This is a genomic window from Megasphaera hominis, assembly GCF_014269395.1.
Lineage (GTDB): Bacteria > Bacillota > Negativicutes > Veillonellales > Megasphaeraceae > Megasphaera > Megasphaera hominis.
The window spans coordinates 79,396-100,466 of the sequence record NZ_JACOGK010000007.1 but is presented as its reverse complement, the minus strand read 5'-3'; the positions used below and the strand labels follow the sequence as shown (position 1 = coordinate 100,466).

The following is a 21,071-nucleotide window of genomic DNA, read 5'->3' as shown; positions in this document are numbered from 1 at the left end:
TGCAATGATTGAAGATTACATTGGCTATTACAATACTAAGCGTTTACAGAGAAAACTGGGTGTAGTAACCCCGATGGAAAAGCACAATAACTATTACGTGGCAGCATAAAAACTGCCACACTTAAAGGAAAGATAAATAAGTATAAAGAAATTCTACTTTTTTTCATCTTTCCTCTTGCACAATGATCATAAAAGTTTTAGGATAGGTATAGTACCGTTCATGGGGATGTAGCTCAGCTGGGAGAGCGTGCGGTTCGCATCCGTAAGGTCGAGAGTTCAATCCTCTTCATCTCCACCATGAAAAAATCCTCTTGCTATAGGCAAGAGGATTTTTTTTGTTGTCGTACGGAATCCGATCAGGCAGCCAGCCGTTTGCGCAAGACTGCCGTAACGACCCGGTCAAATTGAGGCAGCCAGCAATGATCCTTGTGGCTGTAGGTCCGGATGACAATGCGGTCGGCAAACAAATAGAGGGAATTCGTATAAATGGCTTCGTTATCATCCCAGTCGCCATTGTAAACGTTGAGGATGCGTCCATCGAAATAATTGACAGGATTCATAAAATCAGGATCGCCCGGCCGCGTATGGGTATGCCCGGAAACCCAAAGACGCACTTGTGGCTGGTGCCGCAAAATATCTGCCAGTGCCTGAGCCGGCTGGGCTACATCCCGTTCACCTGGCCGTGACACACCTGCCGCATCAGGCAAGGCCGTGCCCGCAAGCGGTGCATGACAGAAAATAATCGTCGGCGCGTCCCTGTTCTCTGTGAGGACCTGCTGCAGCCAGTGAAGCTGCTGCTGTGATAATTCAACTGCCGCCTGGCCGGTCGTCACATCCGGCGACAGGAAGATGAGGACATAGCCGTAGAGACGGCGCATATAATAGAGGGGGCCAAAGGTCCGCGTATACCGCTTCATATGGAGAATCCGGTCGAAGAGGCCAGCCGTCGTAAAATGACCGGCACCGTCCTTACTGTATAACAGCTCATGGTTGCCGGCGATAAAGGCTTTACGGCAGCGCAGGCCCCGGACAAAGGCTTTCACCGTTGCATATTCGGCCTGACTGCCATCGCGCTGCACCATATCGCCTGTAAAAACAGACAAATCGACATCGCGCCAATGGGAAATATCGTGCAGTGCATTTTCTTTCGTTGCCATTTTATTCATGTACGGTGCGCCGGAAATACAGGTCTTGCTGGGATAGTGAATATCGCTGAGGACAACGATACGCCGGTACGCACGGCCCGCACGTTTACTCCTGACAGCAGAAAATGACGGTGCGATTCCTAATACAGACTGCAATTTCTTAAACCATCCTGATCTTGCCATATGTATCCCTCCTGACCCATCCGGTGACCCGGCAACACTGACTTGTTCTCTATCTACAGCATAGCGGACAAATATATGAACATTTCTAATAGAGGGAAAAATCTTTGTAAAGTAAAAAAACGTGGCAGCAAGGAGCCTGTACCCCTATGCTGACCACGTTTTTTTTAATACCATTCATTAATGTAGCATTTCGTCTGCGGGAAGAGGGCTTCCACAAGCTCAAGTCCTGCATCAGACCCGCTCAATTTTTCCTGGAATACCAGGTCCTGTACAGCCAGCGTACCAAAGGAGAGGAGCGCCAGCGTACCGATAGGCAGGGTAACTGCCGCTGCCGTTTCAGGCGGCATCTTTTCAACGCTGCCTTCACCGTGCCAAACACTCAGGCGCCATGTACCCGTATTCCATTCAGCCAGGGGATCCGTAACAGAAAAGACGAGATTGCCGCTTACGTCTTTCGGATAGGGCAGTTCTTCCAAGGCACCCTTGACATCGACAATGCGGCCTGTCATAAAGGGCATCGTTTCATGGCCCTCTTTCCCGTCCGGATAAAAGCGGTAGGACTGATCGTGCAAGCCTTCATTCCATTGGAACGTATCGCCTTGGGAACGGTGATTGTAGATGTAATTCAAAAGACCCTTCTTCCCCTTTGCCGTAGCGTATACGAACTCACCACTGACGATGGTCGGTTCGCCAAGCTGGTAAAAGAGATAGCCTACAGGACGGTCGCCGTCAAAGCAGACAGCAATATTCCCTTCAGCCAGCTGGGCTTCCATATGGGACCGCCAGCTCGCTTCGTCACGCACGGCATAGCCCGAAAGATGACGCGTATAGGCTTCGTATACTGGGGCCAGACATTGCCACTGGTCGGGACTCGTCAAAAAGCCATAATGAAGGCTCCTGTCCGTCAGGGGACGCAAGGCGTCCAAGGGCAGGGTTTCCTTCCATTGATGACAATAGAGCTCATAGCCATAGGGCTGGTAAAAACCGGCTTTGGAAGGCATGAGAATGTTGATGTAATGGCCACGCCGTTTCATTTCGCTGAGAGCGGCTTTCAGGAGTTTACCGCCGACACCACCGCGCCGCGCTGCAGGATGCGTAGCCAGGCCGACGATATAGGAGGTCTTGATTTCCCGTCCCCGCAGGCAGAGCGTGTAGGGATTCAAATGGGTCAGGCAGGCCATTTGTCCGTTCTGGAAGCCTAAGAGCACATTTTCCGGCCGGTAGAATTTCTTGAAATACCATTGAAAAAAGGGATGTTCCCGCGGTTCGAAACAATAGGCCCATAAGCTTTCTACTAATTCCCGGTCCTCTGCAGAGGCTAAACGAAATTCCATAGAAAAAACCCCTTTCCTAGAAAAAAAGTCTCCACAGGTACGGCCGACGCCTGGCATAGTGCCGGCAGCCCGGCCGTGCCCGGGAGACGCTGTCTTTTATTTTTGACGCAGTGTGACATCAAATTTTTCTACATAATGGTGCGGATTGTACGATTCTTTCGAATGACGCAGGCCGGGAATCCCCATATCTTCTTCACGATTGATGTACGTCGTATGGCTCCAGGCGTGGACGACGAACTCGTGGTTAATGATCTGATAGAGACCGCGGATGGTAGGATCACTCTTTTCAAAGTGAATGATCGCCGTATCGTCATTGAGCATTTCCCCAATGGAAAAGGCTACGATCTTATTGTACATGCGGATAGCACCGCCGACAGCCTGCAAAGCATCCCAATTATTGAATACCGTTTCAATGGCATGGCGTTCTCCCAGCAGTTCTTCATCACCTTCGCCATCCGTATCATGCTGGTCGTACCACGTTTTTTCTGCATCCAGGCATTCGCCGAAGATTTTTTCCGTAATAGGCACGTATTCCCAGTTACCGATATACTGGTTGCGGAAATGATTGAGGTTATTCTTTTTCTGGCGGAACTTCTTGCCGGAAAGGTTTATGAGGTCCTGCGTCAGGTAGACGTATTCGTAATTATCCCGGTCCGGTGTAATGTCATAACAGTCCGGGCATAAATCATGGATCCGTTTCGCCGCTTCCGGTACAACGCCCTTCATGAGGAACTGATAACCCCGGGCGTCAAACCATTCGTGCATACGGGCAATGCCCTTGACGAAGTCGGCATCCTTTTTCGTAAAAGGCGGCAGCCAGAACTGCTTCTTGCCACGGCCGGAACGGATATAGAGGACATTGTCTTCTTCGGCCCACTGTATTTCGTAGGGGTACTGCCAGGCAAAGAGTGTCATAAACGTAGCATCTGCCTGTTCGTACCGCTTTTGGTGAAAATAATCATCCAGTATTGCTTTATCTTCCAATCGGAATTCCTTGAATTCGATAATAATAATCGCCCTCCCCCAAAATGAAGACAGCCGGTACTTTCCCTATATACTTACCTGCGGGATACGTACGGGTTATCTTTTATATAAAACCGCCAGGGAAAAAACTTTCCCTTTTCGGCATAATCAATATGAATACGCGGTGAACGCAGTATCGTCAGACGCGTTTTTCGTGCAGGCGCAGCAATATACAGCTCAGCACCGCAAAGATCGAGCATATTTTGCTCTTTCGTAATCGCCATGGCCTGGCACAGCTTGCCCGGGCCATTGGTCAGATTCACACTGGCCTTAGCGGCCTTTCGATTGGCCAGCATGGCCCTGACTCCCAGAACCGGTTCGACAGCCCTGATGAGTACGGCCTCGCCGCTGCCGGCCGGACCGGCTACGACGTTAACACAATAGTACATACCATAAATAAGATAGACATAGCTGCAGCCGCCAGCCCGGAACATGGGCTCCGTCCGTTTCGTACAGCCATGGAAGCTGTGTGCCCCGTCGTCAGGCTGCCGGCGGTACGTGCCGCCGTACGCCTCTGTCTCTACGATGCGGCCTGCATAGGTGGTGCCGGCAGTAACGTGGACCAGATACGAGCCTAACAGCTTCTTGGCCAGGCTGACAGCATGTACCTCATAGGCTTCGCGTGGCCATCTTTCACCAATCATGATTCCTTCCGGTAGCCTAAGGAATAGGAAATTTCATAGGCATACTGGCTCATGGTAAAGAGCATTTTTTGCCGGATAGAGTCGTAAAAACGCATACTCGGACCGGCAATGGTCAGGGACGCCACGACCTGTTCTTCAAAGTTAAAAATAGGTACGGACAGGGCAAAAAGGCCATGTTCGCTTTCGTCCTGCGTAATGGCATAGCCATTATGCCTGATCGTGGCAAATTCACTTTCTGACAGGTTCCCATATTGGACGATAATCCGCTTGCGTTCTGCCTTATTAGCCCAGGCCAGCAATACCTTGCCGGCAGCACCTTTATATATAGGCAGGGATTCGCCCATGGGAATCACGCGGCGCAAGGAATGGGTGCTTTCTACATGATCCAGACAGATACGGTTATCTCCTTCAGCTACATAAATACTGGCCGTTTCATTAAAGATTTGCTGGAGACGGCGCAAGTAGGGCTTAGCCAGGGTAACGACATTTTCCGTCCAATGGGACGAATAGCCCAAAGCCAGCGCTTTAGGACCCAGGCGGTATTGCTTGGAGGCCTCATTGCGGGTCAGATACTGCCGCCGTTCCAGCGTGTTGACGATGCGGAACGCCGTAGACGTATTGAGATCTGTCTTCTCCGCAATTTCTTTCAGCGTCAGGCCTGTATTGCATTCGACGAAAATATCCAGCACATCCAGACTTTTTTCCAAAGACTTGAGCAGGCTGTTTTCCCTGCCTTTTTTCCCTGTATCTTCTGTTCTCACGAAATACCCTCCTTCCTATGGCTACGAATTTACTTTCATGCCAATTTCCAGAGAATCCGGCGGATCTACGACGACCTTATCGCCTTCATTGAGGCCGTTCAAAATGACGACCTGCCCCGCTTCTTCATCGCCAGTCAGGACAGAACGGGCGTCTGCCAGGCCCTGATCATTGACGATGTAGACAAAGTCACCACTGTCCTTCGTGCGGATGGCTGTCTTAGGTACCGTGATCTGCGAAACCTCCTGTGGTGTAGAAAGGCGGACATGATAAAATTCTCCCGGCATAAACAGGTTTTTATCGTTGTTAAAGGTAATCTTAGCCATATACGAATTGGTCGCCGGATCCTTTACGTCAGCCAGGTACGTCAGCTCACCGGCTTCCGATTCACCGGACGGCGCAATAATGGATACCTTGATTGTACCACTGTTCTTGGAACTTTTCAGGGCTTCTATATAATCTTCCGGTACGGCAAAGGTAGCGACGAGCGGAGTCATCTGCTGAATCGTAGCCAGGACGTTGCCTGCTACAGCGACGGACGGGTTGTCGGCTACGGCCGTTACGCGGCCATCAATAGGTGAATAAATCGTAGCATTGCTCAGCATTTCCCGGGCTGTCTGTACAGCCTGCTGGAGCTGGGCAATCTTTTCCGTATCGACAGCCGGAGCTGCCGCTTGTGCCGGCGCAGCAGGCGCTGCCGTGCGGGCCATCATCTGGTTATATTCCACCTTGGAAATAGCCCCCATATTGTACCAAACATCCAGCTTTGCACGCTGGGCACTATCACCGCCGCCACTGCTGGCCGGAGCCGTATACGCCGGCGCTGCCGCCGCGGCCGAAGAGGCTGCTACTAATTGGGCTTCTGCATCGCTGACGCTCTGCTGGTACGGCGTGGAATCCACCTGCACGACGGCTTGGCCAGCCTTTACTTCCTGGCCTACCGTAAGAGGCGTAGAAACCAGCTTACCCGATAACTTCGGCACGATATTTGTCATATGCAGGGCCGTAATATTCGCATCCAGTGTCAGGGCTACAGGATGATTGGACTTCGTCACGCTTTGGGTCTTCGTAGAAACACTGTTACCGCAGCCTGCAAGCAGACTCATGGCAAAGACAGCAGTACAGACCAAAGCGGCCCATTTCTTTACGTTCACAACTATTACCTTCTTTCGGAATAAAAGAATCTGCACTTTTATTCCTATATATCACGCCATAGGGAGCAGGACAGCCGGCTCCTCAAAAAAATGTGTAAAACAAGGTCAATACGGCAACGGCAGGCAAGCCAAAAATCCCGATCAACAGGCCCGTGACGAGCGTAATCGGTACAGGTGACAAGCCCAGCAGATAGCCGAAATGATTGATCCCGTAGAGGACAATCAGGCCGACGATCACGTTGCCAAGGAGACGCCGCAAGGGCGCTAAAATCAGTTTATGAAGCAGCACCAGTATGATAATACCAATGCCCACACCATATAGGTCCAAAAGGCACCTCACATTTCCTGCCGGTTGGCCACAGCACCTGCCAAGGTAGCTTCATCGGCATATTCAATATCACCGCCCATAGGCAGGCCACGGGCAATACGGGTCACGCGGATACCGGCTGTTTTCAGCAGTCTGGCCAGATAGAGAGCCGTCGCTTCGCCTTCCACATCGGGATCCGTTGCCAGGATGACTTCCTGTACCTCTGTATTTTGCAGCCGCTGCAGTAACTCTTTAATGCGCAGGTCATCGACGCCTACGCCATCTAACGGCGATAAGGCACCGTGCAGGACATGATAGAGGCCATGGTAATCGCCACTGCGTTCAATAGCCAGTACATCCTGCGGCGTTTCTACGACACAAATGGTCGTATGATCACGGCGGGAGTCGCTGCAAATCGGGCAAGGGTCCTGGGCCGATAAATTAAAACAAATGGAACAAAAATGCATTTGTTCTTTTGCCTCACGGATAGCCGTAATAAAGGCATCTACCTTATCCTGCGGCTGCTGCACTATATGGTACGCCAGCTTTCTTGCCGTCTTGATGCCTATGCCCGGCAAACGGCGGAACTGTTCCGTCAGGCGATCGAGTGGCGTATCCATTAGAACATGCCCGGCAGCTTCATGCCGCCTGTAATCTTGCTCATTTCAGCAGCCATCATGTCGTCTACTTTCTTGTTGGCTTCATTGACGCCGGCTACAATGAGGTCTTCGAGCATTTCCGTATCTTCCGGATCGATGACATTTTTATCGTTGATTTTGACGCTTTCTACATTCTTTTCGCCATTCATGATAATCGTCAGGGCACCGCCGCCGACGGTCACTTCTACCGTACGCTGTTTTAATTCATCCTGCAGCTTCTTCATATCCTTCTGCATTTTCTGTACTTTCTTCATCATACCTTGCATATTTCCACCAAACATTTTCTTGTCCTCCTGTTTTCTATTTGTTTTCTACATATATATGACAGTCTCCCAGTGTTTTCAGCAATGGTTCCAGAACTTCTCGTTCCTGCTCCGGAATATCCTGCAGCGTAACAGCCTGTAAGGACTCAGCCTCTTCTTCAGGAGCTGCTGCGTTCACTGCCGGCGCCATAGGTTCAGCTATAGATGGCGCAGGAGAACTCATCAACGTGGTTTTAGTGTTTTTTTTTTCAAAGTCTGCCAGTGCAGGATCATTTTCCTGATACGCCTGCATATGGTAGCCCCGGCCAATTACCTGGGCCAAAGCCTGGTCGACAAACTTGTAATAGTCTTCCCGGTTGGCCCGCTTGACCATGAAGGCCGATTTGAGGGAAATGATGACCTCTGTCGCACCGATATAGACGACATGTCCCAGGCGGACACAGGAAAGAACCTGTAACTGCTTTTCTTTTTGTAAAATCTGGCAAACCTGTTTCCAGATAGCCATGTATTGGCCCGGCGGAACAGTCTGGCCGCCTGCTGCACTCCCGGCAGGCATAGCCTCCGGTGCGGGAGCCGTTTTGACCGGTTGTGTAACCTCGGTTGTTGCCGGCGGTGCTGCTGCCACGTCCTTTGGTGCTGCCTTGGGTTTTGCCGGTGCCTGCCGGTGCGGCGTCTCTGCCGGTGCGGCTACGAGGCCGGCATCATCAAAGGGGTCATAGAGAGGTTCCACAGGCTGGTAAAATTCATCCTCCGGCAGGGGAATTTCTTCCTGCTCCGTACCTGCCTTCGAAGCCTGCACGGGCAGGCCTTTTGCCAGTGCCTGTTCTAAGCGGGTTACGCGGTCGGTCAGAGCCTGCAGCACGGGCAGCATCTCGCTGCTGCCTGTAGCAGCCGCAGGGGAAACGACGGGTTCACTCGCCCTAAGCAGCCCCATTTCGACGGCCACCCGTGGAACAGGTGAATTCTTTGCCGTGACCAGGGCTTCCTGAAGAATTCCCAGGATATGAAATACCTGCTCTTTCGAAACGCTGTCGGCCTGTTTGGCCAGTTCGTCCCGCGAATCGGCATAGGCCGCCAGCGTATCGGACGCCGGTGCGGCCTGATACAGCATGAGGGCCCGTAAATGAGTCAGCAATTCGGTCAGGATAACGCGCGGTTCCTTGCCAAAACGTACGATATCATCGACAGATTTGACGATCACATCGCCTTTATTATGGAAAACGGCATCGGCCAGAGAAAAAATCCAATCCCGGCCTACGAGGCCCAGCAGGTTGCGGACAAGCGTTTCATCAATAGTCCCGTCAGCATTACTGACGCATTGATCAAGCATACTTAGGGCATCGCGCATACCGCCATCGGCCTGGACGGCCAAAATATGGGCCGCCCCTACTGTCAGGTCGATCTGTTCCTGTTTGGCTACATAGAGGAGCCGTTCGGCAATATCCTGGCTGGTAATACGCCGGAATTCGTAGCGCTGGCAACGGGAAAGAATCGTCATAGGTATCTTTTCCGGTTCTGTCGTCGCCAAAATAAAAATGACGTGGGCCGGCGGTTCTTCTAAGGTCTTTAAGAGAGCATTAAAGGCTTCTGTCGTCAGCATGTGTACTTCATCGATGATGTAGACTCTCTTTTTGCCTTCTGCCGGCATAAATTTAATCGTTTCCCGTAAGCTGCGTATGTCTTCAATACTACGGTTGGAAGCCGCATCAATTTCCACTACATCCAGTGATTCGCCGTTCATAATGTGCAAACAGGCTTCGCACTCGTTACAAGGATGGGAGGTCGGTCCGTGGACACAGTTCATGGCCCGGGCAAAAATCTTAGCCGTACTGGTTTTGCCAGTGCCACGCGGTCCGGAAAAGAGGTACGCATGGGCTACCTTATCCGTATCTATAGCTTTCTGCAAAGTCTTCGTAATGTGGCCCTGACCGACTACATCTTCAAAGGTCTTCGGCCGCCATTTACGATATAACGCAATATATGCCATGACTATCCCTTTCCAAACTATTAAAAAAAGCAGCTAACGGGCTAGCTGCTTTTACCAACTGAAAAGTACTCGTGTATGACAACCCGTCAGGTTGCCTCATGGCACATGAAAATGACTACTTATCGCTGCTTCCTTTCGGACCTGACGAGGTTCATAGGTTTCCATTGCATAAGTCCCAACGGATTGTCACGCACCAATACTTTTATTATGTTAGCTATGTAATTATAGCCCATAAATGGTAAAATAGCAAGCAATTTTACATTGTAAAATTGAAAACGATCTATACGTAATCCACATATGTCATTTAATGTGTAAAAAAACTGCTGCATGCACCAGGCATGCAACAGTTTTTTTGATCTAAGCCGAAGCTTATTTATTCTGCCAAATATCAACACGACGGTTGTCAGCACGGCCAGCTGCTGTAGCGTTCGTAGCAACCGGATCGGTATCGCCCTTGTATTCCAGTTTCATCTGCGAAGCCGGTACGCCCTTGCTTTCAGCGTATGCAGCTACGTTGTCTACGCGGCGCTGAGACAAGCCTTCGTTGTATGCATTCGTGCCCTTGGAGTCTGTATTACCAACGAGTTTGAATGTATCTGTCGGGTTAGCTTTTGCTGTAGCAACGAAGTTTTCCAGTTTCTGCTGTTCCGACGGCAACGGCTGATCTTCATCAAAGCCGAAGTGGATGCTTTCGAAATAGTAGTCGTTTCTCGGAGCCGGAGCCGGTGTTTCAACAACCGGTGCGGGTTCCGGAGCTGGTGTGTATACAGGTTCCGGAGCCGGAGCTTCTTTGTGGCCGCCACCGAAACGATAGGATACGCCGGCAATGAAGCCTTTGTACGTGATGTTCGTGTCGTCATGTAATTTAACGCCATCGATAACGTCGCCGCCATCAGCCAGTTTCGTGTTCAAATACCGGTAGCCGGCACTGATATCCCAGTTATCGCCAATGGTGTAGCCAAGGCCTGCTTCCCAAAGAGCCGTGCTCTTCGTGCCGACAGCACCTTTTGCATAGAAATCGAGGTTTTTAGCCAGCGGTGCTTTAGCGATCAAGCCGATCTGGGCAACGTTGTTCGTATCGCTCCAGTTGGCACCGTCGAGATCGTTTTTAATGCGGTTCCAACCAGCGTATACAGCGAAGTTTTTGTTCAGGGAATATACGAGGTTGACTTCGTGTTCGTCACCATCGGTGCCGATACCGGCAGTTTCATTGCTGCCATCGGTTTTCAGACCGTAGTAGTTATACTGCAAAGCCAATCTGTTTGTGAATGCATAGCCGAGACCGCCCTGGAAATTCCATTTTGTATCGGTGCTTACGTCGCCACCGGTACCATAAATGTCGCCGCTGTCTACTTCAGCCTTCGGATTCCAGGCACCCAGGTCCAATTGCCACTGGCCCTGTTCAAACTGTGTCTGCGGTGTTGCAAAAGCAAATGATGAAACACATGCAGCTGCTGCTACTAAAGCGAATACTTTCTTTTTCATCATGATACCCCCACGCTTTCTGTTATAAATAAATTCATAAAAACTACACAATAACTTTATAAAAGGTTCGTTATTGTGGACCTTTATACGCAAAAAGTATAGCATATCATTGTTACAGAATTGTTACAGTTTAGTTACAAACAATCAATATTACAAAGTGTCAACTATCTATTCTGCTGTATTCTTTACATACATAAGTACCCGTTCTAAGACGGCCGGCAGCTTGACGGAAACACTTTCAATATTGACCCGTTCTGTCCGTTCGTGCAGATCACGGCCCCACGGTCCGAGGAGCAGGAAGGGAATCTGCATTTCTGCCATGGCATTGAAATCAAAGCCATAGGATTTGCCCCACAAGGGCAGGTTATGTTCTAAGAGAGATTCATCGAGATTGGGATCCACACAGCAATAGCTGCAGTCAGAAACGCCATTAAAATAGTGATCGTAACGGATATCCGTCACTTCTTTAATGGCCTGGCAGAGACCGGAGAATTTTTCGTCGTGAAGCATGTGGCTGTCGGCGGCTGGATAGTACGGCGGTGCAAAGGAAATAATCGTCAGGGGATCAGTCATGCCCGTAAAATCGAGGATTGCTTCGATCATGCGGATCGTTTCCTGGGCATACGTCGTTTCCCCTTCCTGGAGACGGATGAAGCTGTTATTTTTGACGTTTTCGTAGAACACGTCAAAGCCGGGATAGGCTGCGGCCCGGTTGAGCAATTCGGCGCTGCTGATGACTTCCATAGAAAGGCCGTCATCGACATGCTGCAAGGCTTCAGCTACAGCTTCTTGGGCTACATTGCGCAAAATATACATGACATCTTCCGGCGTCTTCGTATAGGTCATGAAATTGGCACAAGCGGCTACGCGCTGAGGCAGGGATACATCATAATGCTGCTTGCGGTCGCGCAAGTAAATCCACGCCGGCGGCGGCGTCATTTCTTCGCCGCAGCGGTCGGCCAGGGAAGCATCCCCTTCTGTCGCTGCAATAATCCGGGATACGATCCCCAAGGGATTGATGCCCTGACGGTAATTGCCTACGTGTACGGATTTTCCCTGTACGAGGACGACAGGCAATAATTTGCCGACAGACCCTGTAAAGGCGACGATTTTTCCGTTTTTCTTTTCGTTCGGTTCACTATTGATGAGAACGCGATAACTAAGGCCGTACGTATCGCGCAGTTCCTTTAACATCGGTACGGCTGTGCGCATACCGGAAGAGTACGATTCTTCATCAGGCAGGGAGACAAATAAAAGACCTACATCGCCACCACCCTGGGCGGCATATTCTTCAAATACGGCGAGCTGCGCTGCGGCACCGCCCTTCATATCACAGGCACCACGGCCAACGAGCCATTCTCCGCTGGTCAGATCAGAAAGGACGACTTCGTCCTTTTCAAACTTGATCAATTCTGCCAAGAGCCGGTCCGGGGAGAATGCATCATCCCGCAAGATACCATAGGCCTCTGTATTGACGGCGTCATGATGATTCAGAAAAATGACCGTATCTTTCTTTTTGCCTGGAATAAAGCCGCAGACTACGGAGCGTCCGGCCGGATCATTCGTGACCCGGATCAGGCTGACCTGTACGCTGTCACCCATGGCCAGTAATTTTTTTTGCAGATATTTTTCCATATCCACTTCTTTTTCCGTATTGGTTTCACTATCAATGGCAATCATTTCCCGCAACAGTTCTAGTACTCGCTGGTTTCTTTCCATATCCCCAACCCCTTTTCAAATTATTTAAAAATCCATTTTTTACGTGATAAATAATTCCACACCGTAACAATCGCACTGGCCATGATTTTTGCCAGCATAGGCGGCAGGCCTAAAATAGACGGTGACGTAAAAATCCACATGAGAAGTAAGTTCCAGCCCAGACCGATGGCACTGACCAAAAATACGAGGGATACCTCTGCGCCCCGGTCATAGCGGCTGCCGCTGTCGAAAACAAAGACATTGCACAAGAGATAGTGGTACAACGTAGAAACGGCAAAGGCCATAGTCGTCGCAGCCAGAACATTTTGCGTTTGCAGTGAAAATACACTGTACGCCGTAAGGCAGCTAAAAAAGAGATAAAACAATCCCCATTCCAACAAAGCCGCGCTGCCACCGACCAGAAGGTACATGAAGATTTTCATATATTCATTATTGGTATAGTCAAAGCCAAATATTTGCTTTTTTTTCATTACTGATGTATATCCTTTGTATTTTCCCCCATCACAGGCGATGAAGAGATGATATTTCTTTAATTATACGTCATCTATGGGCGCTATACAATCCAAAGATAGTCAGACAGTCTGGCAAATTTCTGCCGATACGGCCATAAATCGTGAGATTTATCATAGCATTGATGAATATCTTATGGTAAACTAAAACTGATTTATATCAAAAATCAAACATTAACAAAGGGAGCAATCTCATGGAATATACAAAATGTATCAATTACCTGCTGACGGTAGCACAGCACGAGGTATTTCTCATATTTTCGGAAAACCTGTCCCAGTTTGGCATTACGCCGGGACAGTATGGCGTATTGGCCTGCCTTTGGCAGGAAGAATCGTTGACGCCAAAGGAAATCGCGACGATTTTACGCGTCGAGAATTCTACCATTTCCGGCGTCCTCGACAGGATGGAAAAACGGGGCCTTATCGACCGCGTACTCAATCCTACTAACCGCCGCAGCATCAGTGTCAAAGCGACAAAGGAAGGCCTGTCCCTCAAGGAACCGGTACAAGCCCTGATCGATCAGCTGAATGATCAGGTTTTAAGCATCTTTTCACCGCAAGAAAAGGACGAGCTCATAGGCCTTCTCAATCGTATGTGTGACCAAAAAGGCTGACTATCGTATGGCTCCGGCCCTGTACAATCGTGTACAGGGCCGGTTTTCTTTTCTCTACGTTGCAGCTATAGCATGCATTCTCTCTGCCTATACCCATTTTCGCAGATCATTGACGTATCCTCCTGAACATGATATTCTTTGTTTAAGAAATAGTTCTTAATACGAATTATTTTAATTAAAAATAATAATAGATTTTTCCCTATATAGCAGGAGGTGTTTTTATGAATTTCTCGTTAACAACAGAACAACAACAGCTTGTCGATCAGGTACGTAAATTTACGGCAGCTCACTTGGCACCGGGTGTTGCCGAACGGGATGAAAAACAAGAATTTCCCTTGGACGCATTTAAAGAATTCGGGAAAATGGGCATGTTCGGTCTTTGCTATCCCACTGAATTCGGCGGGTCCGGTATGGGCTATTTACCGTATATCCTGGCTGTAGAAGAAGTATCAAAGGTAGACGCCGCTTTTGGTATCGCCTATTCTGTCAATACCTCTTTATATGGTGGCAGCGTCATGTATTCCCAAGCTACGGCAGAACAAAAGAAACGCTTTCTCGCTCCCATTGCCAGCGGCCAGGCTATTGGTTCCTTCGGCCTGACAGAACCTTCTGCCGGCTCGGACGCAGCGGGCCAAAAAATGCTGGCAACCAAGGATGGAGACAGCTACATCCTGAACGGTACCAAAATTTTTAATACCAATGGCCCCATTGCTGACTACACGGTGATCTATGCTCTGACAGATCCTTCTATCGGTACAAAAAGTATGTGTGCCTTCGTCGTGGAAAAAGGAATGGAAGGATTTTATGTAGGGCCTAAAGCCCATAAAATGGGGATCCGTTCTGCCCAGGTAGCGGAGATGGTATTGAATAATGTCCGCGTGTCACCGGAGCACATGATTGCTAAACCGGGAGAAGGCTTTAAGTTAGCCATGGTCACCTTGGACGGCGGCCGCATTGGCGTAGCGGCCCAGGCCCTGGGTATTGCCGAAGGTGCCTTTGCCATCGCCGCGGACTACCTGCAAAAACGGGAACAGTTCGGTAAACCTTTGGTTAAACAGCAGTATTTGGCCTTCAAAATGGCCGAGCTATATGCCGATCTGGAAAAGGCAAGACTGGTCCTCTATAAAGCAGCTACCTTAAAAGAAGAAGGAAAACCTTTTACAACAGCAGCAGCCATTGCCAAATTGACCTGTTCCGATACAGCTATGAAAATAACGACGGAATGTGTACAAATGCTGGGCGGTAACGGTTATATGCAAGAATACCACGTAGAACGCATGATGCGCGATGCCAAAATCACACAAATTTACGAAGGGACCAATGAAATTCAAAAACTGGTCATTTCCAGTAATCTCTTTGCCCATAAAAAATAAACGCTCTCTATACATAAAAAGTTCCACGTATGAACTGTTTCATGCGTGGAACTTTTTTGATTCTTATTTCATTTTTGCGGCTACATCAGCGGTAATATCCTGATACTGGCCGATCAGGACGCTGCCTTTCAGAACGACATTGTCCAAACCTTTTTCCTTGCGGACGGCGTCAGCCTTAGCGAGGATATCTTTTTCGATGGGCAGGAATAAATCGAGGCGCTGCTTGTTCAGCTGATCAGCGTATTTCTTAGCAACGTCCTGCTGCTGTTTCTGATCCGTTATCTTATCCTTCTTAATTTCGTTCTGGAAGCCTTCCTGGGCTTTTGTTACATCTGTCTTCCAGGAAGCCATGGCTTTCGTGAAGCCCGGATGCTGTTGGATCAGTTGAGGCATATCGAGCGTACCTACCGGTGCGGCCAAGGCACCACCTAAAGCGGTTGCTGCCAGCATAACCGACATCATTAACGTGCCTATTTTTTTCTTCATCTGCATCGTAATCAATCCTCCTTTATTAGTAAACATTATATAACAAAACAGGTTTATTTTTCAACCCCTGTGAGAGCCAGGCATTCTTCATGGACTTGGTCTTCGCAGGAGCGCATAGCTAAAATCGTCTTTTCAAAGAGCTCATTTAAATCCCAGCCCAGTACAGCGGCGCCCTTTTCGATGACGTCACGGGAACAGCCGGCAGCAAAGCGTTTATCCTTAAATTTCTTTTTCAGGCTCTTTACTTCCATATCCTTCGTGCTCTTAGAAGGACGCATCTGAGCAGCAGCCCAAATCAGGCCGGTCAGTTCATCTGCTGCATAGAGGACCTTTTCCATCTGGTGTTCCGGCGCTACGTCGACACAGATGCCATAGCCATGACAGACGACGGCGTGGATAAATTCATCAGAAGCATTGATTTCCTTTAAGAGCTCCGGTGCCTTTTTGCAGTGCTGCTCCGGATATTTTTCAAAATCTACGTCATGCAATAAGCCGACGAGACCCCAAAAATCAGCTTCGTCGCCATAGCCCATTTCCTGGGCATACCAGCGCATGACACCTTCTACAGTCAGGCCATGCATGATATGAAACGGTTCTCCATTATATTTACGTAATAAAGCTAATGCATCATTTCTTTCCATTGTTCTCTACCCCCTGCATGAAATATAAATGGTTACGTGGATATAACCAGTATTATATCATAGATTCTTTAGGAATAGTAAAATTAGAATTGTATTCTATATCATTTCATCAAGGCGGTTCATGCGGCTGTCTTCTACGACCTGAAGAAAAGAGCGCCTATGGATGGGATTATCCCGGAAGCCAAAGAGATGACTGGGGCAGGTGCAATCGGTACAGCCAAAGCCGTCTATACGCCAGTCTGCCACAGTACCTACGGCCTGGGCCAGGCTGTGCTCCAAATCGGCTGCCGTACGGATCGGAATGGCCGCTACGACAGCTGCAGCCTGGCGCAGGTAATCAATGTGCCAGTGCAGGTGCTTACGCTTGCGCTGGTGCCGGGCCAGACGGGCAGCCAGGTTCTTCTTGGCCGAACCGACATAGACGTAATAGCCTTTAGGAAAATGCATGCTGCCCTTGGCACCGATAACGATATCGCAGGCTTCTGCCAGGGAGAGAACGAAAAGATAGTCGCCACGATCTTTGTTTTCTTCTTTTAACACCGCTTCAGGATAGGTCAAAAGACCGGCCGGCTGCGGCTTAGTAAAGGAAGCATCCCAGCCGACGGCCAAGGCCTTCCAGTCCAAAAATGGCGCCGCCTCGGCAAAGGCTGCCGCAAAGGCCGGATCCGTGTGATAATCCGGTAAGAACCAACGGGCCCGGTTCCAATGGACGAGAAAGAGAATGCCCGTATGGCAGCCCTTTTGGGCCATCGCTGCCAGTTCGAGGACGTGCTTTCTGCCCCGCTCCGTTACGGCATCGGGAAACATAGCTCCTTCTTTGCTAAAGAGGGTGCACGACTTCACTTCGACGAAAAAGAGCTCTTCGCCGCGGCTGAGGAGAAGGTCAAAGCGGCTGTCGCCGACAGTCACCTCCCGCCGCAGGAGATCCCAGTCCTCCCAGCCCGGCACGAGATGCTGTGACACCAGCCAGGCTGCGGCATCATTATTGTACTGCGTATCGAGGAGAATGGGCACACCATCCCGTTCGATACCGACAATATCGTAGGGCGTCTTGCGGGCGCTATTCGCAGCCGGCCGCAAATACACCGGTACCTTGGGAAATAACAGCTCCCACATGCGCCCGGGATTGGGCATATGGCAGGTCACACACTGCCCAGCCAGTTCTACATGGGCAATAAAGCGATTCGGGCGATCGACAAAATATCCTTTTTGTAACGGCGGCATAGCTTTCATAGGCTTTTCTTCCTCTCTAGTTCCGATATCCCCAGTATACCACAAAGGACTGCAACCGTTGGTCACAGTCCTTGCACAATTTTGTGGATATGTTTTACCAGAGCTGGCGCTGCGTTTCATTCAAGACATAGCGCAAGCCATCACGGCTTGTGTTGAGGATAAGCTTTTCCGGGAAGTTACACCGCGTCAGCATGGCTTCAGCTGTGGCAAAATCGCCGACAGCCGAAAAAATGTGGGCATCACTGCCGACGATAACCGGCACACCATAGTCCTGGCAGAGGGCCAGAAAGATAGGAATGTTTTTATCAGCATTGCGCCGGCCCGTCCGGGGCGACGTAGAGCTGCTGTTCACTTCCAGGGCTACCTTGGCTTTCGCAGCGGCCTGAACCAAGCGGGGGTAATCCAGTGGATAACGGTCGTCATCAGGATGACCAATGATCTTTACGAAGGGATTTTGCATGGCGCCGATGAGGGCGTCTGTATTTTCAGCCCGCGTGCCCGCATCAATACAGGGTACGTGCAGGCTGGCAATGACATAGTCCATCTTTTTCAGGGTTGCGTCGTCCATATCGAGGTGCCCGTCATAATCGCTGATATTGGCTTCCATACCGGTAAAGATGCGGACGCCAAACAGTTCATCTGGTACGGCCTTATAATTGCCAAAGAAGATGGGGTCCGGTGCGCCCGGCATAGAGCTGCTGTGATCCGATGTGCCCATAGCCCATAGGCCCCGGTCCCTCGCCGCTTCGATATTTTCCTTCAACGTACTGAAGGCATGGCCGCTGACCAGGGTATGCGTATGCAGGTCAAACAATAATTTTTTCATCGGCCTGCCCCTTCCTGATCCTTAAGAATCATGCGGACCTCTTCCCCCGGCTGGAACATGGCTTCACAACCGGTATACACGGTGAACCAGCCGTTGGCACAACGCAGGGAATACTGGATTTCCCGGCCGTTATACTGGCGGTTTGTAACCGTCGCAGCCAGACCCTGACCGGTACGGCTCAGGCGGAACTGTTCCGGCCGTACGGGATAAATCCCTTTTTCTTTAAAGACCGGCGCAATGGCCTGATCTTCATAGACCAAGGTGGAACCGGCCACATGAAACTGATGGTCACGCCACTTGCCCTGCACCATGTTGCATTTGCTGACAAAGGAGGCGACGAATTCCGTCCGCGGCGAGGCATAAATTTCCTGTGGCGTACCGATTTGTTCAATAGCACCATTTTTCATCACGATAATCCGGTCGGCCATAGCCAGGGCTTCGCTCTGATCGTGGGTAACGTAAATGATGGTCGCCCCGGTCTGGCTATGAATGTCCTGAATTTCCCGGCGCATACTGATCTTTAATTCCGCATCTAAGGCGCTCAAAGGTTCATCCATGAGCAGGATAGACGGCTTGCCTACGATGGCCCGGGCCAGGGCTACGCGCTGGCGCTGGCCGCCGGATAATTCACCGGGCAGACGCTTGGCATAGGGCAGGAGGCCCATATTGGCAATAGCCTGTTCGACGGCTCTTCTCTTTTCTTCTGCCGACAAGTGCTTTTGCCGTTTGCTTTCCATAGGAAAGCGGACATGCTCTTCTACGGTCATGTGCGGCCAAAGGGCGAAGGACTGAAACACCATGCCCAGATCACGTGCTTCTACAGGCACCATAGTGTGCCCATCTGAATAGATTGTTTCATCCAGGCGGATCGTCCCTTCGGTCGGCTTAATAAAGCCGCCAATGGCCCGCAAAAGCGTCGTCTTACCGCAGCCGGAAGGCCCCAGAATAGCAATGAATTCGCCTTTTTTGATTTCTAAGGTAATATCACGAAGGGCCGGCGTCTGTCCGAACTGCTGACTTACGTGTTCCAGATACAAACTCATGTTCCTTTTTCTCCTTTCGTTCAGAGGCTTTAAAGTGAACCAGGCTGTAACCAGCCAGGATCAGGATGACAATGACCGTCGACATAGCTGCCGAAAGACTATAATCACCGGCCTGCTGGAAATTAAAGATCGTCAGGCCAATGGTCTTCGTACCGGCACTGGCCAGCATGGAAGACAAGGTTAATTCCGTCAGGGCGGAAACAAAGATCAGGAAGGCACTGGAGAGGACCGGCCGGGTCAAGAGGGGAATCATGACCGTCCGCCACAACGTCCACTTGCTGCGGCCGGAAACGCGGACGGCTTCTTCCAGTTCCGGGTTGACCGAGAGGAGTGCCGTCGTACTGCCCTTGATCTGTAAGATCAGGTAGCGCGTAATGTAGGCAATAATGAGGATATTGATCGTACCGTAAATGCCCGGCTTTACACCTGGCAAGGGTTCTGTCCAATGGAAAATCATAGCCAGGGCCAGGACGATACCCGGAATGGCATAGGTCAGGGACGCACACTTTTCAGCCAGGGCTACGGCCCGGCTGTTACGGCGTACTTTCAAATAGGCCATGGCTGTGCCCACGAGGATACAGATCACACAGGTGATCACGGCCAGGAGAATACTGTTGCGAATGGCCGAAAGGACGCCTGTATTGGTAAAGACAAAGGAAAAATGCTGCAGCGACAGATTGGCACGGGTCATGGCCAGGCCATAATTTTTTAAGAAGGCACTGGAAATCATAGCCGCCAAGAGGACTAAATTAATCAGGCCCCACAGGAGGAACAAGCCCCATTCCAGCAGACGGCGCCGCCCCTTTTGCAAGTAAATACGTACAGCATAATCATCCTTAATACTTTCCATCGCGCCGCCCTTGCGGATGACCAGCGCTTCAATGAGGGTCCCCGTAATGGCAATGACCGACAGGATAACCGACAAAGACGCTGCCAGGGGGAACGAATCAGGGCCAAAGCTGATGGCCTTTTCATAGATATACGTACTGAGTACGGGAATACCGGAAGAAATACCCAAAAAAGCTGGTACAGAAAAGTTATCAATTGCTGAGAGAAAGGCCAGGAGGGAACCGCTCATAATGGCTGGCAGTGCTTCTTTTAAATCAATCTTCCACAGGGTCTGCCAAATGGTGAAGCCGCAGGCCCGGGAAGCCCATTCCATATCGAGAGGTATTTTACGCAGCATATGAACGACACTCAAATACACAATGGGTATGTTGCAAATACCAATGACCAAAAGAATACCGCCCGTCGTGTACATATCGATGGCAGCCAGGCCGTGACTTTCCAGGAACTGGTTAACCAGTCCCCGTTTTGTCAAAAGGCCGCTCCACGAAAGCGTAATAATGTACGAGGGAATGATGAACGGCATGAGTACCATCATTTCCATGAGCCGCTTATGCCGTAAATTGGTATAGGCTACAGCCAGAGCCATGAGTACGCCGACGACAGCAGCGATTACGGTCGAGCCCAGGGCGATGATCACCGTATTGACGATGGCCTCGAGAGTCCGCGCATCCTGCAACAGGATGTAATAATTCTGCAGGCTGTAGCCATCGGGGCCTTTGAGGCTCATGACCAGCAAGCGGATAATAGGGGCTACGAAGATCATAAAGATCGCGGCATAAAAGAGGCTGGTTTTGCTTTTTTGCCACCCCTTGCGCAGTATGTCCATCCTTTCCTT

General features: G+C 50.2%; 22 protein-coding genes, 1 tRNA gene and 1 other RNA gene. 4 read left to right on the top strand and 20 right to left on the bottom strand.

The window, feature by feature from the left end:
* Nucleotides 1-4 precede the first annotated feature (4 nt).
* Together H8J70_RS12830 and H8J70_RS03820 are read left to right on the top strand one after the other, a co-directional pair.
* On the top strand, nt 5-109 hold the full coding sequence (locus H8J70_RS12830; RefSeq protein ID WP_425489114.1) for an IS3 family transposase: 105 nt from the start codon (nt 5-7) through the stop codon (nt 107-109).
* Between the two features lie 113 nt (nt 110-222).
* A tRNA-Ala gene (locus H8J70_RS03820) sits at nt 223-298 on the top strand.
* 58 nt (nt 299-356) lie between these two features.
* On the opposite strand, the gene H8J70_RS03815 is transcribed toward H8J70_RS03820, so the two are convergent.
* The 14 genes from H8J70_RS03815 to H8J70_RS03750 form a co-directional block, all read right to left on the bottom strand.
* Nucleotides 357-1,328: a metallophosphoesterase family protein gene (locus H8J70_RS03815; protein WP_186502533.1), complete on the bottom strand. Its 972-nt coding sequence runs from the start codon at nt 1,326-1,328 to the stop codon at nt 357-359.
* Nucleotides 1,329-1,492: 164 nt separating this feature from the next.
* Nucleotides 1,493-2,662 (bottom strand): GNAT family N-acetyltransferase, encoded by a 1,170-nt coding sequence (locus H8J70_RS03810; RefSeq protein ID WP_186502532.1) that lies wholly within the window; start codon nt 2,660-2,662, stop codon nt 1,493-1,495.
* A gap of 96 nt (nt 2,663-2,758) precedes the next feature.
* Entirely contained in the window at nt 2,759-3,646 is an 888-nt protein-coding gene (locus H8J70_RS03805) for a phosphatidylglycerol lysyltransferase domain-containing protein (protein WP_186502531.1), read from the bottom strand.
* A gap of 74 nt (nt 3,647-3,720) precedes the next feature.
* Nucleotides 3,721-4,329 (bottom strand): DNA-3-methyladenine glycosylase, encoded by a 609-nt coding sequence (locus H8J70_RS03800; protein ID WP_186502530.1) that lies wholly within the window; start codon nt 4,327-4,329, stop codon nt 3,721-3,723.
* Entirely contained in the window at nt 4,326-5,090 is a 765-nt protein-coding gene (locus H8J70_RS03795; RefSeq protein WP_186502529.1) for an IclR family transcriptional regulator, read from the bottom strand. The genes H8J70_RS03800 and H8J70_RS03795 overlap by 4 nt, the downstream gene beginning before the upstream one ends.
* 21 nt (nt 5,091-5,111) lie before the next feature.
* On the bottom strand, nt 5,112-6,242 hold the full coding sequence (locus H8J70_RS03790; protein WP_186502528.1) for an efflux RND transporter periplasmic adaptor subunit: 1,131 nt from the start codon (nt 6,240-6,242) through the stop codon (nt 5,112-5,114).
* Between the two features lie 82 nt (nt 6,243-6,324).
* On the bottom strand, nt 6,325-6,570 hold the full coding sequence (locus H8J70_RS03785; RefSeq protein WP_186502527.1) for a pro-sigmaK processing inhibitor BofA family protein: 246 nt from the start codon (nt 6,568-6,570) through the stop codon (nt 6,325-6,327).
* Between the two features lie 8 nt (nt 6,571-6,578).
* Nucleotides 6,579-7,169 carry a recombination mediator RecR gene (gene recR, locus H8J70_RS03780; RefSeq protein WP_186502526.1) on the bottom strand — a complete coding sequence of 197 codons (591 nt, stop codon included), beginning with the start codon at nt 7,167-7,169 and terminating at the stop codon, nt 6,579-6,581.
* Entirely contained in the window at nt 7,169-7,489 is a 321-nt protein-coding gene (locus H8J70_RS03775; RefSeq protein WP_186502525.1) for a YbaB/EbfC family nucleoid-associated protein, read from the bottom strand. The genes recR and H8J70_RS03775 overlap by 1 nt, the downstream gene beginning before the upstream one ends.
* Nucleotides 7,490-7,508: 19 nt before the next feature.
* On the bottom strand, nt 7,509-9,458 hold the full coding sequence (gene dnaX, locus H8J70_RS03770; protein WP_186502524.1) for a DNA polymerase III subunit gamma/tau: 1,950 nt from the start codon (nt 9,456-9,458) through the stop codon (nt 7,509-7,511).
* A gap of 81 nt (nt 9,459-9,539) precedes the next feature.
* An RNA gene (ffs, locus tag H8J70_RS12825) (signal recognition particle sRNA small type) lies at nt 9,540-9,639 on the bottom strand.
* 188 nt (nt 9,640-9,827) lie between these two features.
* A complete protein-coding gene (locus tag H8J70_RS03760) occupies nt 9,828-10,946 on the bottom strand; it encodes an OmpA family protein (protein WP_186502523.1) in 1,119 nt (372 codons plus the stop codon).
* Nucleotides 10,947-11,111: 165 nt separating this feature from the next.
* Nucleotides 11,112-12,662 carry a M20/M25/M40 family metallo-hydrolase gene (locus tag H8J70_RS03755; protein ID WP_186502522.1) on the bottom strand — a complete coding sequence of 517 codons (1,551 nt, stop codon included), beginning with the start codon at nt 12,660-12,662 and terminating at the stop codon, nt 11,112-11,114.
* A 20-nt stretch (nt 12,663-12,682) separates the two neighbouring features.
* The gene (locus tag H8J70_RS03750; RefSeq protein ID WP_186502521.1) at nt 12,683-13,132 is read right to left on the bottom strand and encodes a GtrA family protein; all 450 of its coding nucleotides are present in this window, start codon (nt 13,130-13,132) and stop codon (nt 12,683-12,685) included.
* Between the two features lie 233 nt (nt 13,133-13,365).
* Here H8J70_RS03750 and H8J70_RS03745 point away from each other — a divergent pair, with 233 nt between their 5' ends.
* Together H8J70_RS03745 and H8J70_RS03740 are read left to right on the top strand one after the other, a co-directional pair.
* Nucleotides 13,366-13,785, top strand: a complete 420-nt coding sequence (locus tag H8J70_RS03745) for a MarR family winged helix-turn-helix transcriptional regulator (protein ID WP_186502520.1) — start codon at nt 13,366-13,368, stop codon at nt 13,783-13,785.
* Nucleotides 13,786-14,006: 221 nt separating this feature from the next.
* Complete coding sequence (locus H8J70_RS03740) at nt 14,007-15,158, top strand: acyl-CoA dehydrogenase family protein (protein WP_186502519.1); 1,152 nt, start codon at nt 14,007-14,009, stop codon at nt 15,156-15,158.
* A gap of 63 nt (nt 15,159-15,221) precedes the next feature.
* Here the strand turns inward: H8J70_RS03740 and H8J70_RS03735 are convergent, their stop codons facing one another.
* The 6 genes from H8J70_RS03735 to H8J70_RS03710 form a co-directional block, all read right to left on the bottom strand.
* Nucleotides 15,222-15,650: an OmpH/Skp family outer membrane protein gene (locus H8J70_RS03735; RefSeq protein ID WP_186502518.1), complete on the bottom strand. Its 429-nt coding sequence runs from the start codon at nt 15,648-15,650 to the stop codon at nt 15,222-15,224.
* A gap of 47 nt (nt 15,651-15,697) precedes the next feature.
* Nucleotides 15,698-16,285: a hydrolase gene (locus H8J70_RS03730; protein WP_186502517.1), complete on the bottom strand. Its 588-nt coding sequence runs from the start codon at nt 16,283-16,285 to the stop codon at nt 15,698-15,700.
* A gap of 96 nt (nt 16,286-16,381) precedes the next feature.
* Nucleotides 16,382-17,518: a DNA/RNA nuclease SfsA gene (gene sfsA, locus H8J70_RS03725; protein ID WP_186502516.1), complete on the bottom strand. Its 1,137-nt coding sequence runs from the start codon at nt 17,516-17,518 to the stop codon at nt 16,382-16,384.
* Between the two features lie 94 nt (nt 17,519-17,612).
* The gene (locus tag H8J70_RS03720; protein ID WP_186502515.1) at nt 17,613-18,344 is read right to left on the bottom strand and encodes a phosphatase; all 732 of its coding nucleotides are present in this window, start codon (nt 18,342-18,344) and stop codon (nt 17,613-17,615) included.
* Nucleotides 18,341-19,387 carry an ABC transporter ATP-binding protein gene (locus H8J70_RS03715; RefSeq protein WP_186502514.1) on the bottom strand — a complete coding sequence of 349 codons (1,047 nt, stop codon included), beginning with the start codon at nt 19,385-19,387 and terminating at the stop codon, nt 18,341-18,343. The genes H8J70_RS03720 and H8J70_RS03715 overlap by 4 nt, the downstream gene beginning before the upstream one ends.
* Complete coding sequence (locus tag H8J70_RS03710) at nt 19,329-21,062, bottom strand: ABC transporter permease (protein WP_222433567.1); 1,734 nt, start codon at nt 21,060-21,062, stop codon at nt 19,329-19,331. The genes H8J70_RS03715 and H8J70_RS03710 overlap by 59 nt, the downstream gene beginning before the upstream one ends.
* Nucleotides 21,063-21,071 lie beyond the last annotated feature (9 nt).